Genomic DNA, 14,900 nt, shown 5'->3' with positions numbered 1-14,900 from the left:
TCCCGTTAAAAGTGCCCGAAAATAGTGTTCAGTTTAGCAGGCCCTTGTTTATAGCGTTTTTTTTGCACCGGCTATGACTGACGCCAGTCTGACAGACGGCCTCTGAGTCGCAGGGCGGCCTGGCTGTGAATCTGGCTGACCCGGCTCTCGCTGACTCCGAGCACCGCGCCGATTTCCTTCAGGTTAAGCTCTTCCTGGTAGTACAGGCTGAGCACCAGTTTTTCCCGTTCGGGCAATTCGTTAATGGCGCCGGCAAGGCTGGCTTTGAAATTGTCAGACGCCAGCCCCTCCAGTGGGTTATCTCCCACGTCCTGAACGTCTATCGGCAGCTCGCCGGATTCATTGAGCTCATCGAGACTAAAAAGACGTCCGCTACTTGCATCATTTAGGCTGGCATAATAATCGTTCAGCTCCAGCCCCAGTTCCTCCGCCACTTCCCAGTCCTGGGCTTCGCGGCCAAGCCGGTCCTCAACCACCTTGATCGCCGCCGAAATACGCCGGGCATTACGGTGAACTGACCGTGGCACCCAGTCACCCTTGCGGATTTCATCGACCATGGCACCGCGGATACGGATACCGGCGTAGGTTTCGAAAGTGGCGCCCTTGGTGGAGGTATAGCGTTGGGAAGCTTCCAGCAGCCCCATCATTCCGGCCTGCATCAGGTCTTCCAACTGGACGGAAGCCGGGAGGCGGGCCAGAAGGTGAAGTGCGATTTTCTTGACCAGAGGCGCATGCTCTTCAACAAGTGCTGAAGCGCCGCCCGCTCCGGTTCTCTGGTAGATTCCTAGTTCTTTCGCCAATGTCATGTATCCGGTTACTCAGTGACAGGATCAGAATCAGACTTCGACGAGCCGCTCCACAAAGAATTCAAGATGGCCCCGGGGAGACATCGGCAACGGCCAGTTGTCGACTTTTTCGGCAAGGGCTTTGATCGCCAACGACGCTTTGGCCCGGGGATAGGCATCCAGAACCGCTTTCTGTCTTTGCACCGCCTTCTTCACGGCTTCGTCGTAAGGCACGATACCCACATATTGTAGCGCCACATCAAGGAATCGCTCGGTCACTCTGGTCAGTTTTTCAAACAGGTGGCGGCCTTCCTGCTCGTTGCGAACCTGGTTGGCCAGAATCCGGAATCGGTCAGTGCCATAATCCCGATTCATCAGTTTGATCAGCGCGTAGGCATCGGTGATGGACGTGGGTTCGTCACAGACCACGAGCAGCAGCTCCTGGGAAGCGCGAAGAAAGCTGACAACCGATTCGGAAATGCCCGCTGCGGTATCCACAATCAGCACGTCAATCTGGTCGCCCAGCTCGCTGAATGCATTGATCAACCCGGCATGTTCCAGGTTCGACAGCTGGGTCATTCTCTGGGTGCCCGAGGAGGCAGGAACGATCTTTATGCCACCCGGGCCATTGACCAGAACGTCGCGCAGGTCACAATCGCCGGATATGACATCCTGAATGTTGCGGTTGGCCGTAATGCCGAGCAGCACATCTATGTTTGCAAGACCAAGGTCGGCATCCAGCAGCACAACCCGGCGCCCCATCTGGGACAGCGCGATGCCCAGGTTGACCGATACGTTGCTCTTGCCAACCCCTCCTTTACCGCCTGTGACCGCTATTACCTGAACCGCGTGTGGTCTGCTCATACTGGCTCTGATCTCTTGCCCTTGAAAACCGAGGGCTCTGTTTTGTAATTTTTGAGTGCTTTTTCCGGGCTGCTGTAATCAGACGGCCAACGGGGACTGCTGCTGAATCTTTTTCAGCCTCTCTACTGCCATGCGCACCAGCGGCACAGATTCTGCCCGATGCAGGTCTTCCGGAATCTTCTGTCCGTTAGTGTAGTAGGCAACGGGCAAACCTGTTTCCATCACAAAGCCGAGAGCTTCCCCGAGGGTCAGTGCTTCATCGGTTTTCGTCACCACGCAACCAGTGAGATTCGCCATCTTATAGCAATGCCAGACGGATTTCATAATCCGCGGCTGACTGGTTGCCGAGGCCACCAGATGGGTCCTTATCTGGTGGTGACTTCTGGCCAGTTCATTGAGCTGTTCTTCGTACCCTTTGTCGGAACTGGTCAGTCCCGCGGTGTCGATCAGCACCAGGTGCCGGTCGGACAGCTCATCAAGAATATCATCAAGGGAATGGCGTTCATCAACCACCCTGACCGGCACATTCAGAATCCGGCCAAACACGAAAAGCTGTTCGTGGGCCGCGACCCGATAACGGTCAGTGGTGACCAGCGCCAGCGACTCCGGGCCATTGCTCAGAACATAGTGGGCCGCAAGCTTGCCAATGGTCGTGGTTTTGCCAGACCCGGTCGGGCCCACTAACGCGTAGACACCGCCCTCTGCGCCCCAATCGCCGCGGGCAGTTTTAACGCCCGCCGCCAGCATTTTGAGGCTCTGCTTCCAGCCATCTTCCAGGCGACCCTCACGATGGCGGCGGGCGAGGCTGCCCGACAGTTCCGCACCCAGGCCAAATTCCTGAAGCCGCTCGGCCAGACGTTGCTGTACCGCACTGGTGCCGGTTTTTTCAGGAGCGTCAGTTCTGCCTCTCTGACCTTCCTGACGGATACGCTGGGCACTCATCATATCCCGAAGCGAGCTGATTTCCGCCCGCATCTGGGCGAGCTCGCCGGAATAGCCGGGCTCGGCAAACTCGTTGGCCGGTTCTTCGCTGAACTGTGGGTAGACGCCCGCCAGCGACTCGGTGTGAACAGGGCGTGACGGCTCCGGCCTGTCTTTTTCAGACTGGCCGTCCCGCACTTCCCGTATCCGGTCGCGGGAGCGGCTCAGTTCCGCTTCCAGCCTGCGGTGCTGTTCCGCCTGAAGTTCTGCCAGGCGAGAGCCATTGGTGGCTTCCTTGGCGGCATCGCCCAGGCGCTGACGCGCCATATTCTCGTCATAATCTAGAGCTGTCACGATTTCGACGCCGCCGTCCACCCGTCGGTTCGAGAGAATCACTGCGTCCTCTCCCATCTGATCACGCACCTGACGCAGCGCTTCAGACATGCTTTTGGCAAAAAACCGTTGTACTTTCATGATGAACTTTCCTCCAGGGCCTGCGACATCTGTCGCCGGCCGCTCTGTGAACCGCTGCGCTTACTGGCCAACGGAGGCCACAATCGTTATCTGTTTGTTATCCGGCACTTCCTGATAAGACAGCACGTGCAGGCGTTCGACCCCGTAACTGGCAAAGCGCGCCAGCACCGGCCTCAGCGGCCCGGAAACCAGCAGAATGGCGGGCTTACCCAGCATTTCCTGGCGCTGGACACTGTCCCGCAGGGACCGCTGCAACTTCTCAACCATGTTGGGCTCAAGCACCAGACCAATGTCGTCCTGGCCGCCAGATTGTTGACTCTGTTGAACCGACTTCAGCAATAACTGTTCCAGATCGGGGTCCAGGGTAATCACCGGGATTTCGCTTTCATTGCCGCAGATGCTCTGGATGATCATCCGGCGCAGGGCCTGCCGGGCCATGGTGGTGAGAACTTTCGGGTCCTGGCTCTTGGGATGAACGTTGACAATGGCCTCGGCGATAGAGCGCATATCGCGAATCGGCACTTCTTCTTTCAACAGGTTCTGAAGCACCTTCAAAAGCAGGCTGATGGATACCGTGGTTGGCACCAGTTCTTCCGCCAGCTTCGGTGACAGTTTTTCAAGCTGGTCCAGCCACTTCTGCACTTCCTCGTGGCCGAGCAATTCGTGGGCGTGCTTCTGAAGAATCTGGTTCAGGTGGGTGGCCACCACGGTGCTGGCATCCACCACGGTGTAGCCCAGGGTCTGGGCCTGATCTTTCCGGTCGGTTTCAATCCAGCTGGCGTCCAGGCCAAACGCAGGGTCTTTGCCCTCAATACCCTCGATCTTGCCGAACACCTGGCCGGGATCAATGGCCAGTTCCCGGTCCGGATGGATCTCCGCTTCGGCAATGGTCACGCCCATCAGGGTGATGCGATAAACGTTGGGCATCAGATCCAGGTTGTCGCGGATGTGCACCGACGGCATCAGGAAACCCAGGTCCTGGGACAGTTTCTTGCGCACGCCCTTGATACGGCTGAGCAACTGCCCGCCCTGGGACTTGTCCACCATGGGAATCAGGCGATAGCCCACTTCCAGGCCGACAATGTCAACGGTGGCCACATCATCCCAGCCCAGCTCCCGGGTCTCGCCCGGCGCGGGAAGCTGACGGCCCTGGTCGCTGGTATCGCCAGCCTGAATATCACGGCCCGCCGGCCTTGCGCCGCCGCGGGCTGGCACCACGGTTTCTTCTTCTACCGTCTGGCGGTCTTTCTGCCAGATATACCAGGCAATGGCGGCGGCAATGGCGCCCAGGCCCAGAAACGCCAGATGAGGCATGCCGGGAATAAGACCGAGGATAATCAGAATAAAGGCAGCAATGCCGATGGCCTTGGGGGCATTGAACATCTGCTGCAGGATCTGGCCGCCCATGTCCTGACTGGAGGTAACCCGGGTCACCATAATAGCCGCGGACGTAGCCAGCAGCAGCGAAGGAATCTGCGCCGCCAGTCCGTCACCGATGGTCAACAGCGCGTAGTTCTGCATGGCAGTGCCAAATTCCAGCCCGTGCTGGATCATACCGATGGCCACACCGCCGATAATGTTGATCGCCAGAATCAGCAGACCGGCAATGGCATCGCCCTTGACGAATTTACTGGCACCGTCCATCGAGCCGTAAAAGTCCGCTTCCTGGGCGATTTCGGCGCGCCGGAACTTGGCCTCCTCCTGATTAATCAGCCCGGCGTTCAGGTCGGCATCGATCGCCATCTGCTTGCCCGGCATGGCGTCCAGGGTGAAACGGGCGCTGACTTCCGATACCCGGCCGGCACCTTTGGTCACCACCAGGAAGTTGATGATCATCAGAATGGCAAACACGATCAGGCCGACCGCGTAGTTACCGCCGATCAGGACGGCGCCGAACGCCTCGATGACCTTACCGGCAGCGTCACCACCCTCCTGGCCGTTCAACAGAACAACCCGGGTAGACGCCACGTTCAACGCCAGACGGAACAGAGTGGCAACTAGCAGAACCGTGGGAAAAGCCGCAAACTCCACCGGCCGTAGTGCATAGACACACACCAGCAGAATGACAATGGACAGGGTGATGTTGAAAGTGAAAAACACGTCCAGCAAAAACGTTGGCATGGGCAGAATCATCATGCCCAGAAGCCCCATCAGCATCACCGGGATGCCGATATTGCCCCGCGTCAGGGATTTGACATTATTGACGATTAACGCTCGGTCCATGCCGGAAAACTCTCTGATTATCGCTCTGTGGCCGGCGGGGCCAGTGGTTTTTTTGACGCCAGGGCCGGTTTCAGGGAGTCATCGCAATATCCGTACCAGTACTGCATTATTTTATTCACACCCGGCCTGACGCTTGTTTCCAGATGCGGTATCCTTGCGCTTTTGCAAAAAAGGTAGCGCCATGCCCGTTCACGAGGTCAAACACCCGCTCATTCGTCACAAACTCGGCCTGATGCGCCGCGCTGAAATCAGCACCAAGAACTTCCGGGAACTGGCCCAGGAAGTCGGCGCCCTGCTTACCTATGAAGCCACCAAGGACTTCTCGCTTCAGCCAAAAACCATTGAAGGCTGGGCTGGGCCGGTCACCATCGAACAGATCCAGGGCAAGAAAATCACCATCGTGCCGATACTGCGCGCGGGCCTCGGCATGCTGGATGGCGTGCTGAACCTGATACCGGGTGCGCGGGTCAGCGTGGTTGGTCAGGTGCGGAACGAAGAAACCCTGGAAGCGAGCACTTATTTCGAAAAACTGGTGGGCGAACTGGATCAACGCATGGCGATGATCGTTGATCCTATGCTGGCCACCGGTGGCTCAATGATTTCCACCATTGACCTCCTGAAGAAAGCCGGCAGCAATGAAATACGCGCGCTGGTACTGGTGGCAGCGCCCGAAGGCATCAAAAAAGTGCTTGATAAGCATCCGGATGTTTCAATCTACACCGCGTCAATTGACGACGGTCTCAACGAAAAAGGCTATATCCTTCCCGGCCTCGGCGACGCCGGCGACAAAATCTTCGGTACTAAACAAAAGGACGTCTGATCATGCAGGACCACACCAACGACCCGGTCTGGAAACAGGTCATTGCCGGCTCGCAAATGCTGCTGGTTGCCTTCGGCGCACTGGTGCTGATGCCCCTGATCACCGGGCTGGACCCCAACGTAGCGCTGTTCACCGCCGGCATTGGCACCCTGATCTTCCACATCGTGACTGGCGGACAGATTCCCATCTTTCTGGCATCGTCATTCGCTTTTATTGCCCCCATCATCGCTGCCAAGGGCCGCTTTGGCATGGAAGAAACCCTGGGTGGCCTGATGGCCGCGGGTATTCTCTACATCGTTCTGAGCGGACTGGTCAAAGCCCGGGGCACCGGCTTCATCACTCGACTGCTGCCCCCGGTGGTCATCGGCCCGGTGATCATGGTGATCGGCCTCAGCCTGGCGCCGGTTGCGGTTCATATGGCCTCTGGCCGCACCGGTGATGGCGCGAATCAGCTGATCCCCTACGACACTGCCATCTGGATAGCGATGATTTCACTGCTGGTCACCGTGGTCATGTCGGTCTGGACCAGCGGCTTCCTGCGACTGATTCCGATCATGTTTGGCATCATTGTCGGTTACGTGATTTCCTATTTTACCGGCATTGTTGATTTCTCACCGATTACCGACGCACCCTGGCTGGCCATTCCCAATTTCGTCGCCCCGGCGTTCAGCACCGGCGCCATTCTGTTCATGATTCCGGTAGCCATTGCCCCGGCGATAGAACACATCGGCGACATACTGGCCATTGGCAACGTCACCCACAAGGACTACCTGAAGAAACCCGGCCTGCACCGCACCCTGCTGGGCGACGGCCTGGCAACCAGCGCAGCGGCGGCATTTGGTGGGCCACCCAACACCACTTACTCGGAAGTTACCGGCGCTGTCGTGCTGACCCGCAACTTCAACCCGAAAGTGATGATCTGGGCCGCAGCCATTGCCATTGTGCTGGCCTTTGTCGGCAAGTTTGGCGCGGCCCTGCAGACCATCCCGGTTCCGGTCATGGGCGGCATTCTATGCCTGCTGTTTGGCTCTATCGCGGTCGTAGGCCTGAACACCCTGATCCGTCATCAGGTAGACCTGTCCCAGGCGCGGAACCTGGTGATTGTGGCCATTACCCTCGTGTTCGGCATCGGCGGTATGGCGCTGGGCCAGATGGAAGGCATCGCCCTATGCGCCGTCGCCGCCATCGTCCTGAACCTGGTGTTGCCCGGTAAAGGCGAGGCCTGGGGGAATATCGATGAAACGCCGGACCACTAAGGACCGCTCAGCCAGCGGCAGCAGCGGAATCAGGTTTAACGCCCTCTACACCGGTGCCGTCTGGCACCGGTCGGAGGTGCCTGACCAGGCCGGTTGAGGCGAATCAGCAGCACACGTCTATTTTTTCTTCCACTGCCCGTTTACCAGGATGTACTGCCCCGCCGGTGTTTTCTCCAGGGCTTTCTGGCCGGCAACCGTTTCCACCTGAGTGACAGGGATGTTGTGCTTCTCTGCGATGCGGGCGTATTCGTCCCGCCGGGCCTGATTAATGGCCTCCACAATGCTGCTGGCATTGCCCTCGGATCTGACCACGTCCAGATAACCGGTCGGGGTTTCACCCACCAGGCCCTGTTGTTTGGCCGTATCCAGCTGTTTTTTAGCGTCGTTCAGCTCCATTGCGAATGCTGGCAGGGCCAGGCAGAGCGCAAGGACGAAAGCACCGATCTGTACAAACCGTTTCATGAGTGACTCCCTGGATTCAGAGTTAACCATCAGAACAAGCCCTTTTCACCGAAGAGTTCATCCACATCTTCATCCACCTTCACGTAGATTTCGTGCTCAATCTTGACGTTAAGATTCACAGTGATGGGCTCTTTGGGTGCCTCCATCCGAACGGTGGGTGTGCAGGCTGCCGCCCCCAGAACAAACGCCAGAATCACCAGTACTTTCCGACTCTTTCCGGGTGAGTTGCCCGGTCTGTATCCGTCCATCTGCCTTGCTCCCGATTAGTTACCCGATTATTTCCCCGACCCGTCTGACTGGGGCTTCGCATTCCGCTTCTGGATCAGGTCGCGCACCTTTTCTGTCACCGCCTCATTGACTCGGCCGCTGAGCTGAAGGCTGGTCAGTAGCGCGGGGATGTCCTCTTCCAGATTGATGTTGAGCACAATCGGGTGGCCGTCGCGCACCTCAGGGCTGTTGCCCTCAAGCCTTAGTCCCAGCATCAGCCTACCATCCTGATCATAGTCTATGGTGCTGCTCAGCACGTCATAGTTAAAGTTTTCCATGGCCTGAACCACCAGCGCCATTGCCTCGTTGCCCTGAGCCAGGCCCCTGAGCCGGTCGGCGGGCAGCTTCAGTGTTCCCCCCGGGGCCATTGCCGCCACCCGCCCGGCTTCGACAGTAACTCCATCGGGCCCCACCAGAACCGGAATTCGACCATGGATCACCCCACTGCCCGCCAGCCCTTCGGCGGGGTATACCTGCATCAGTTCTGACAGCTTGATACCCGAGAGATCAACAGGCACCCGCAGGGGTCTCCGGGACGACAGATCCGACAGCTGCCATTGGCCCGGTTCAACCTGAACCAGACCACCCAGCAACCCGGCGCTTGCGCGATTCACTGAGAGTTCGCCTTCTAACGGCTTTTCCAGTGCCGAACCATAGCGGCCGGTAAAACGGATGTTGCTCAGTGCAATACCCGGGTTCACCGTATCCAGAGACAGATCCGATGTGCTCACATCAAGTTGTTCCCCGGATATGTTCAGGGCGACAGAGCCATTGAGTCCGGTCCAGGCGGTTCGGTCGAACAATCCGCTCACCGTTTCAAACTCAAAGTCTCCGTTCAAACTGGTGCCCTCGGGCAGGAGTTTCACGCCAAGAACCGCCTTTGCAGTGCCTTCCGTAATTTCCAGCGCTTCAGGCCAGGCGGTAAACGTGGCTGCCAGAGCCCGACCGCCCAAGGCGCCGGTGGAGACCAACTCAACGTCAAGCTCCGGAACCCCGTTAAACGGCAACTGCAGGCTGATATCAGTATCGGCGCCGGCATCCGAAGACAGCCTGCCATCCAGTGCGACCGATTCCAGATTTCCGTTCAGATGTCCTTTCAGGCGCCATGGCTGAGGCAACAACTGCGGCTGATGGATGGCCTGCGCCGCGGCCACAATCGGACCGCTGAACACAAGGCTTTCCAGTGATATGGGGGCCAGGGTGTATTCGCCGTTCACTTCCAGACCGGCCAGATCCAGGGTCAGTCTGTCGAAACTCGCGGCACCCTCGGGTGCGGTCAATTCGGCAAGCTCGAGGCGGCTGCCAGCCATCAGGGTCAGGGTTGCGGATTGCTCGCTTGCGGTTCCGGCAATGACCAGGTTGACCTGGCCTTCACGGGGCTGCCAGCCGGCCAGCGCCCTATTGGGGAGAGGCGCTGTGACGGTCATGGAGCCGGTCGTAAACTCCCGTTCACCGGGCGTGAGAAGCCCTGAGACCTTCAGGTCGCCCCGGGCATGCCAGGGTTGCCCGTCACGCAGTTGAGTCACTGAAAGGCTATCGAAGCTGACACCATTCCAGGAAACGCCCATACCCTGCCATTCAAGGTCCTGAATATGGTTGGCCGCGCGCCATTGCTGCCACTCATGGCGCGCATACAGGGCCCCGGAGAGCGCCAGAATAACCAACAGAACCAGTATTCGCTTAAACATCCCGCCGCAGATCTGAAGGAATCGGGAAGTCCGGCACATGAGGTTTGTCACCGCGCCCCTTGCGGAACTGCCTTAGCTGGAACACGTAGGCCAGAACCTGGGCAATGGCCATATACAAGCCATCCGGAATCTCATCACCCAGCTCGGTGTTGTGGTAAACCGCCCGGGTCAACGGCGGCGTTCGCATGATTTCCACTTTGTGCTCACGGGCGATCTCCATGATCTTGAAAGCCGTTTCATCCGATCCTTTGGCGACCACAACCGGCGCCGCCATCTTTTTCTGATCGTACTTCAACGCTACCGCATAATGGGTCGGGTTGGTAATCACCACGTCGGCCCCCGGCACTTCCTGCATCATCCGGCGCTGGGCCATCTCGCGCTGCAACTGGCGAATGCGGCCTTTGACCTCCGGCTTGCCCTCGGTGTCCTTAAACTCGTCCTTCACTTCCTGCTTGGTCATCCGCAGCTTTTTCTGGTGATCGTAGATCTGGAAAGGCACGTCGATGGCCGCGATAATAATGGTGGCACAGGCCAGAATCACAAAGCTCCAGCCCAGGGTCCAGAGCACATGCTCCACCGCTGAATTGACAGGTTCCTCGGAGATACTCAGAAGGTCGTCGGTGCGCACGTTGAGGATGAGAATTGCCACCACGAGCACCAGGCCCACTTTGAGCAGGGCTTTAACCAGCTCAATCAGCGAGCGCATTGAAAACATTCGGCCCAGCCCTTTGATCGGGTCCATCCGGTTCAGCTTGGGCGCTATCGCTTTGCCACTGACCAGCAGGCCGCCGATGCCGATGGAACCGGCAATGGCGGCTACCAGCATCAGTATCAACAGGGGCGCTGTGGCCCAGGTGGCATCTTTTGCGGCAGCCAGCAGCTGGTTGCTCATTTCCCGTGTGTCGAATATGGCGGACCGTTCCAGAATGAAGTTGTCGCGCATGATGTCGACCATGGACGTGCCCATAGCGGCGCCGAACACCAGCAGCCCGCCGGCACCGGCGAGCAGCACGGCCATGGTGGCCAGCTCTTTGGAACGGGCAGTCTGGCCATCCTCCCTGGCTTTTTCTAGCCTTCGGGGGGTGGCCTCTTCGGTTTTCTCCTGACTGTTATCGTTCTCTTCAGCCATTTTACTTTCTACTCTGGGGGTGTCGGTTGGTGGGGATGGTTATCCAAAACACGCTCCTTACGGCACATCCATGTGACGCTTGGGCTCCGCCATCCATGGCTCCGCACAGTTTTGGATAACCATCCCCACCAACCTTTGCCAACGTCTAAGCGCGCCTTAAACAAAAACATTTCATCTGTTCATTGCTGGCTAAGGCTGGCCCTGCAGTTGGCGCATGAATTCGAAAGTCTCTCGGGAATACTGCTCGAAATGTGGCAGAAAATTGGCGTGCAGTACCCATATGGCAAACAATCCAAAAATCAGGCCAATCGGGAAGCCCAGGGCGAAAATGTTCATCTGGGGCGCGGCGCGGGTCATCACGCCGAAGGAGATGTTGACGATAAACACGGCAGTTACAGCCGGCAGCGCCAGCAGCATGGCGGCGGCGAACATCCAGCTGATTCTGTGGGCCAGGGACCAAACACCGGCCTGCCCCAACCCTTCAAGGCCGATGGGCAGGGTGTAGAAGCTTTCAATAAACACATCGAACGCCACCAGGTGGCCGTTCATCGCGAGGTACAGCAGAGTGATGGTGATGCTGTAGATCTGAGACAGCACCGGTACGTTTACGCCGTTGGCCGGGTCCACCATGGACGCAAAGCCAAGCCCCATCTGCATGGCGATCATCTGGCCCGCCACCACAAAAAGCTGGAACAGTGCCGTCAGGGCGAAGCCCATGCCGACGCCGATCAGTATCTGTTGCAGGGTAATGATCACTGCGTTGGCGCTGAAAGGGTCAACGGTGGGCACCGGGGGAATCATGGGAACAATCAGCACGGTGATCAGTAGCGCCAGGCCCAGGCGAACCCGGGCGGGGACCAGCTGGGTTCCAATGAACGGAATCACCATCATGAAACTGGCCAGCCGGAACAGGGGCCAGAAATGCTGGCCGATCCACTGGCTGATCAGGTCGACGGTAATTTCGGTGGGCATTCCCGGTCAGCCGATCAGATAGGGAACGCTGGAAATCAGGCGTTCGGCGTGGTCCATCAACTGGGTCAGCATCCAGGGCCCGGCGACGATGATGGTGATCAGGGTGATCAGCAGACGCGGCAGAAAGCTCAGGGTCTGTTCGTTGATCTGGGTGGCCGCCTGAAACGTGCTCACCACCAGACCAATCACCAGGCCCGGCCCGATGATAAGGCTGGCCAGCAGCACAATCATCCAGAGCGCCTCACGGAGGATATCGATGACGGTCTCGGGTGTCATGAGCGTGCTCCTTCCGGTGTCATAGCGGATCTATATCCCATAACTGGCCGCCAGGGTGCCCATGATCAGGGCCCAGCCGTCCACAAGCACAAACAGCATGATCTTGAACGGTAGGGAAATAATGATCGGCGACAGCATCATCATACCCATGGCCATCAGAACGCTGGCTACGACCATGTCGATGATCAGGAACGGGATAAACAGGATAAAGCCGATCTGGAACGCGGTTTTCAGTTCGCTGGTCACGAATGCAGGCATCAACACCCAGAATGATACGTCCTCAGGGGTTGCGGCCTGTTCATCCGAAATCCGCATGAACAGCGCCAGATCGCTTTCGCGGGTCTGGGCCATCATGAACTCGCGGAACGGCAGGCTGGCCTGCTCTACCGCTTCCATTGAGGTAATTTCTTCCTGCATATAGGGCTGCAGTGCCAGGGTGTTCACCTCTTCGAACACCGGTTTCATGATGAAAATGGTGAGAAACAGCGTCAGCCCTAGCAGCACCTGGTTTGAAGGCGTCGACTGAAGGCCCAGGGCCTGCCGCAGAATGGCAAACACCACGATGATGCGGGTGAACGAGGTCATCATCATCAGCATCGCCGGCAGGAAGGTCAGCGCCGTCATGAACGCCAGAATCTGCAGCGATACCGAGTATTCCTCGGTGCCCTGGCCTTCGCCGGGCGTTACCGTGAATGCAGGGATGCCTGGAATACCGGCATCCTGAGCCATCGCAGACGGCAGCCAGAAAAGAAGCGGAATCAACGAAACCAGAGCGACGCTCCGCCCGGAAAGCCGAAAGATCATGTCAGGAACCGTCCCTGTTAGCGGAACCGGATCCCCAGGATTTGCCGATCATGCCCTGGAGTTTACGGGCGAAATCGCCGGACACAGGCTCGCCGGGGGCAACCACCGGCTCGTCAAACACGTGGAGGGTGCGAATGGCCTGGGGCGTTACGCCAATCAGGATCTGTTTGCCGCCAACGTCGATCAGGGCAATCCGTTCGCGGGTGCCCATGGGCATCACCGACACCACTTTCATGGCGCGGGTATTGCCGCCGGTCATGCCGCTCATCCGGCGAACAAGCCAGGCGCAGCCAAAGATAACGGCGATCACCGCCAGCAGGCCAAGACCAAGGCTCAGCATGGTCATTAGTGTGTCCGGGGCTGACCCCGTTGTTGCGGTCTCTGCCGCCGCCGCTGCTGCAGCCTGTTCGTCGCCGTCCATATTATTTCTGCAGCCGTTTGATACGCTCGCCCGGGCTGATCACGTCGGTCAGGCGTATGCCGAACTTCTCGTTCACCATAACCACTTCACCGTGGGCAATCAGGGTGCCATTGACCAGCACGTCCAGCGGTTCGCCCGCCAGCCGGTCCAGTTCGATCACCGAGCCCTGGTTCAACTGCAGCAGGTTGCGAATGGGAATCTGGGTGTTGCCCACTTCCATGGAAATGGTCACCGGGATATCAAGGATAACGTCCAGGTCCGGCGCCGGGCCGTCGCCCTGGGAAATTCTGGAACCTTCCGGGAATTCTTCCATGGGCGCTGCGCGTACGTTGTCCTTCCTGGGCTTTTCGTCCTCGCCGGTTTCGCCAGCTTCTGCCATGGCGGCTGCCCATTCATCATCCCGATCTTCGCCGTCTGAATCGCCCGATTCTTCCATGGCAGATTCCCACTCGGCGGCGAGCTTCTCGTCTTCACTGAGCTCCTGCTCGTCTTTCTTGTCGTCGTCAGCCATTGCGTCCCACCTTCAGTTGTTTTTTTACTTTGGGCAGCGTTGCCCGACCCTTGATCTTGAGTGCCAGCTTGCCGTCACGGGTTCCCATGGTTGCGTGGTAAACCGGAATACCATTGGCAGTGAGCGTCAGTGTGTCCGGTATTTCCACCGGAATGATGTCGCCTTCCTTGAACCGGGCAACATCCCTCAGTGAAATTCGCCGGCGGCAAACCGTCGCGTTGATGGGAACATGAACGTCTTTGATGTCTTCCTGCAGTGCGCTGACCCAACGCTCATCCACGTCATCTATATCGCTCTGCACGCCCGCATCCAGCACATCCCGGACCGGCTCAATCATTGAATAAGGCAGTGCCATATGAAGCTCGCCGCCACCACCGTCCAGTTCGATATGGAACGTACTGACCACCACCACTTCGCTGGGGCTGACAATGTTCGCCATGGCCGGGTTTACTTCGGAACTCAGGTACTCGAAATCTACTTTCAGAACGGCGTGCCAGGCTTCTTTCATGTCGTGGAAAACCTGGTTGAGCACCATCTGCACGATGCGGGTTTCCGTGGGCGTGAATTCGCGGCCTTCAATCTTGGCGTGACGTCCCTCGCCTCCGAAAAAGTTATCGACCAGCTTGAACACCAGCTTGGCATCCAGCACGAACAGGGAAGTGCCACGCAGCGGGCGAACCTTGGTCAGGTTCAGGCTGGTGGGAACATAGAGCGTATGGATGTATTCGCCGAATTTCATGATCTGGACGCCACCGGTTGATACGTCGGCGTTACGGCGCAGAAGGTTGAAGAGGCTGATACGGGTGTAGCGGGCAAAGCGCTCGTTGATCATTTCCAGAGTGGGCATCCGGCCACGGACGATCCGGTCCTGACTGGCGAGGTCGTAATTCTTGACGCCCTCCCCGTCAGATTCGTCATAAGTATCAATGTCGCCATCGTCCACACCGTGGAGCAGCGCATCAATTTCGTCCTGTGACAGTAAATCCTGCATAGGTTTCTCAGCCTCTGAGCCAGGCCCCTGGCCTGT

The 14,900-nt window shown here is 58.1% G+C and carries 16 protein-coding genes; 2 read left to right on the top strand and 14 right to left on the bottom strand.

Features of this window, described 5'->3' with window-relative positions:
* Positions 1–71: 71 nt before the first annotated feature.
* The 4 genes from E5Q11_RS01440 to flhA form a co-directional block, all read right to left on the bottom strand.
* Positions 72–806, bottom strand: a complete 735-nt coding sequence (locus tag E5Q11_RS01440; protein WP_135801631.1) for an RNA polymerase sigma factor FliA — start codon at positions 804–806, stop codon at positions 72–74.
* A 30-nt stretch (positions 807–836) separates the two neighbouring features.
* Complete coding sequence (locus E5Q11_RS01435; protein WP_135801630.1) at positions 837–1,649, bottom strand: MinD/ParA family protein; 813 nt, start codon at positions 1,647–1,649, stop codon at positions 837–839.
* A gap of 78 nt (positions 1,650–1,727) precedes the next feature.
* Positions 1,728–3,044 (bottom strand): flagellar biosynthesis protein FlhF, encoded by a 1,317-nt coding sequence (gene flhF / locus E5Q11_RS01430; protein WP_135801629.1) that lies wholly within the window; start codon positions 3,042–3,044, stop codon positions 1,728–1,730.
* 60 nt (positions 3,045–3,104) lie between these two features.
* Positions 3,105–5,267 (bottom strand): flagellar biosynthesis protein FlhA, encoded by a 2,163-nt coding sequence (gene flhA, locus E5Q11_RS01425; RefSeq protein WP_135801628.1) that lies wholly within the window; start codon positions 5,265–5,267, stop codon positions 3,105–3,107.
* 181 nt (positions 5,268–5,448) lie between these two features.
* On the opposite strand from flhA, the gene upp reads away from it, so the two are divergent.
* Positions 5,449–6,087, top strand: a complete 639-nt coding sequence (gene upp / locus E5Q11_RS01420) for a uracil phosphoribosyltransferase (protein ID WP_135801627.1) — start codon at positions 5,449–5,451, stop codon at positions 6,085–6,087.
* Positions 6,088–6,089: 2 nt separating this feature from the next.
* Positions 6,090–7,343: a uracil-xanthine permease family protein gene (locus tag E5Q11_RS01415; protein WP_135801626.1), complete on the top strand. Its 1,254-nt coding sequence runs from the start codon at positions 6,090–6,092 to the stop codon at positions 7,341–7,343.
* 117 nt (positions 7,344–7,460) lie between these two features.
* Here E5Q11_RS01415 and E5Q11_RS01410 read toward each other — a convergent pair whose 3' ends face one another.
* The 10 genes from E5Q11_RS01410 to fliM form a co-directional block, all read right to left on the bottom strand.
* Complete coding sequence (locus E5Q11_RS01410) at positions 7,461–7,805, bottom strand: YdbL family probable chaperone protein (protein ID WP_135801625.1); 345 nt, start codon at positions 7,803–7,805, stop codon at positions 7,461–7,463.
* A 29-nt stretch (positions 7,806–7,834) separates the two neighbouring features.
* Positions 7,835–8,053 (bottom strand): YnbE family lipoprotein, encoded by a 219-nt coding sequence (locus E5Q11_RS01405; protein ID WP_135801624.1) that lies wholly within the window; start codon positions 8,051–8,053, stop codon positions 7,835–7,837.
* A 27-nt stretch (positions 8,054–8,080) separates the two neighbouring features.
* Positions 8,081–9,760, bottom strand: a complete 1,680-nt coding sequence (locus E5Q11_RS01400) for a YdbH domain-containing protein (RefSeq protein ID WP_168215588.1) — start codon at positions 9,758–9,760, stop codon at positions 8,081–8,083.
* Positions 9,753–10,889, bottom strand: coding sequence for a flagellar biosynthesis protein FlhB (flhB, locus tag E5Q11_RS01395; protein ID WP_135801622.1), 1,137 nt, complete (start codon positions 10,887–10,889; stop codon positions 9,753–9,755). Before flhB ends, E5Q11_RS01400 begins: the two co-directional genes overlap by 8 nt.
* Positions 10,890–11,078: 189 nt before the next feature.
* Entirely contained in the window at positions 11,079–11,861 is a 783-nt protein-coding gene (fliR, locus tag E5Q11_RS01390; protein WP_135801621.1) for a flagellar biosynthetic protein FliR, read from the bottom strand.
* 6 nt (positions 11,862–11,867) lie between these two features.
* Entirely contained in the window at positions 11,868–12,137 is a 270-nt protein-coding gene (gene fliQ / locus E5Q11_RS01385) for a flagellar biosynthesis protein FliQ (protein WP_135801620.1), read from the bottom strand.
* 30 nt (positions 12,138–12,167) lie between these two features.
* On the bottom strand, positions 12,168–12,941 hold the full coding sequence (gene fliP / locus E5Q11_RS01380; protein WP_135801619.1) for a flagellar type III secretion system pore protein FliP: 774 nt from the start codon (positions 12,939–12,941) through the stop codon (positions 12,168–12,170).
* Position 12,942: 1 nt separating this feature from the next.
* Complete coding sequence (fliO, locus tag E5Q11_RS01375) at positions 12,943–13,362, bottom strand: flagellar biosynthetic protein FliO (RefSeq protein WP_135801618.1); 420 nt, start codon at positions 13,360–13,362, stop codon at positions 12,943–12,945.
* Between the two features lies 1 nt (position 13,363).
* Positions 13,364–13,873 carry a flagellar motor switch protein FliN gene (gene fliN, locus E5Q11_RS01370; RefSeq protein ID WP_135801617.1) on the bottom strand — a complete coding sequence of 170 codons (510 nt, stop codon included), beginning with the start codon at positions 13,871–13,873 and terminating at the stop codon, positions 13,364–13,366.
* Complete coding sequence (fliM, locus tag E5Q11_RS01365; protein ID WP_135801616.1) at positions 13,866–14,864, bottom strand: flagellar motor switch protein FliM; 999 nt, start codon at positions 14,862–14,864, stop codon at positions 13,866–13,868. The genes fliN and fliM overlap by 8 nt, the downstream gene beginning before the upstream one ends.
* Positions 14,865–14,900 lie beyond the last annotated feature (36 nt).

This window comes from Marinobacter confluentis, from assembly GCF_004785685.1.
Taxonomy (GTDB): domain Bacteria; phylum Pseudomonadota; class Gammaproteobacteria; order Pseudomonadales; family Oleiphilaceae; genus Marinobacter; species Marinobacter confluentis.
The sequence above is the reverse complement of the archived record's forward strand: the minus strand, read 5'-3'. Positions and strand labels throughout refer to the sequence as shown.

What these genes read in the sequence shown, in the direction of transcription:
- E5Q11_RS01440 (WP_135801631.1), bottom strand. Translation starts at nt 806, where the DNA reads ATGACATTGGCGAAAGAACTAGGAATCTACCAGAGAACCGGAGCGGGC.
- E5Q11_RS01435 (WP_135801630.1), bottom strand. Translation starts at nt 1,649, where the DNA reads ATGAGCAGACCACACGCGGTTCAGGTAATAGCGGTCACAGGCGGTAAA.
- flhF (WP_135801629.1), bottom strand. Translation starts at nt 3,044, where the DNA reads ATGAAAGTACAACGGTTTTTTGCCAAAAGCATGTCTGAAGCGCTGCGT.
- flhA (WP_135801628.1), bottom strand. Translation starts at nt 5,267, where the DNA reads ATGGACCGAGCGTTAATCGTCAATAATGTCAAATCCCTGACGCGGGGC.
- upp (WP_135801627.1), top strand. Translation starts at nt 5,449, where the DNA reads ATGCCCGTTCACGAGGTCAAACACCCGCTCATTCGTCACAAACTCGGC.
- E5Q11_RS01415 (WP_135801626.1), top strand. Translation starts at nt 6,090, where the DNA reads ATGCAGGACCACACCAACGACCCGGTCTGGAAACAGGTCATTGCCGGC.
- E5Q11_RS01410 (WP_135801625.1), bottom strand. Translation starts at nt 7,805, where the DNA reads ATGAAACGGTTTGTACAGATCGGTGCTTTCGTCCTTGCGCTCTGCCTG.
- E5Q11_RS01405 (WP_135801624.1), bottom strand. Translation starts at nt 8,053, where the DNA reads ATGGACGGATACAGACCGGGCAACTCACCCGGAAAGAGTCGGAAAGTA.
- E5Q11_RS01400 (WP_168215588.1), bottom strand. Translation starts at nt 9,760, where the DNA reads ATGTTTAAGCGAATACTGGTTCTGTTGGTTATTCTGGCGCTCTCCGGG.
- flhB (WP_135801622.1), bottom strand. Translation starts at nt 10,889, where the DNA reads ATGGCTGAAGAGAACGATAACAGTCAGGAGAAAACCGAAGAGGCCACC.
- fliR (WP_135801621.1), bottom strand. Translation starts at nt 11,861, where the DNA reads ATGCCCACCGAAATTACCGTCGACCTGATCAGCCAGTGGATCGGCCAG.
- fliQ (WP_135801620.1), bottom strand. Translation starts at nt 12,137, where the DNA reads ATGACACCCGAGACCGTCATCGATATCCTCCGTGAGGCGCTCTGGATG.
- fliP (WP_135801619.1), bottom strand. Translation starts at nt 12,941, where the DNA reads ATGATCTTTCGGCTTTCCGGGCGGAGCGTCGCTCTGGTTTCGTTGATT.
- fliO (WP_135801618.1), bottom strand. Translation starts at nt 13,362, where the DNA reads ATGGACGGCGACGAACAGGCTGCAGCAGCGGCGGCGGCAGAGACCGCA.
- fliN (WP_135801617.1), bottom strand. Translation starts at nt 13,873, where the DNA reads ATGGCTGACGACGACAAGAAAGACGAGCAGGAGCTCAGTGAAGACGAG.
- fliM (WP_135801616.1), bottom strand. Translation starts at nt 14,864, where the DNA reads ATGCAGGATTTACTGTCACAGGACGAAATTGATGCGCTGCTCCACGGT.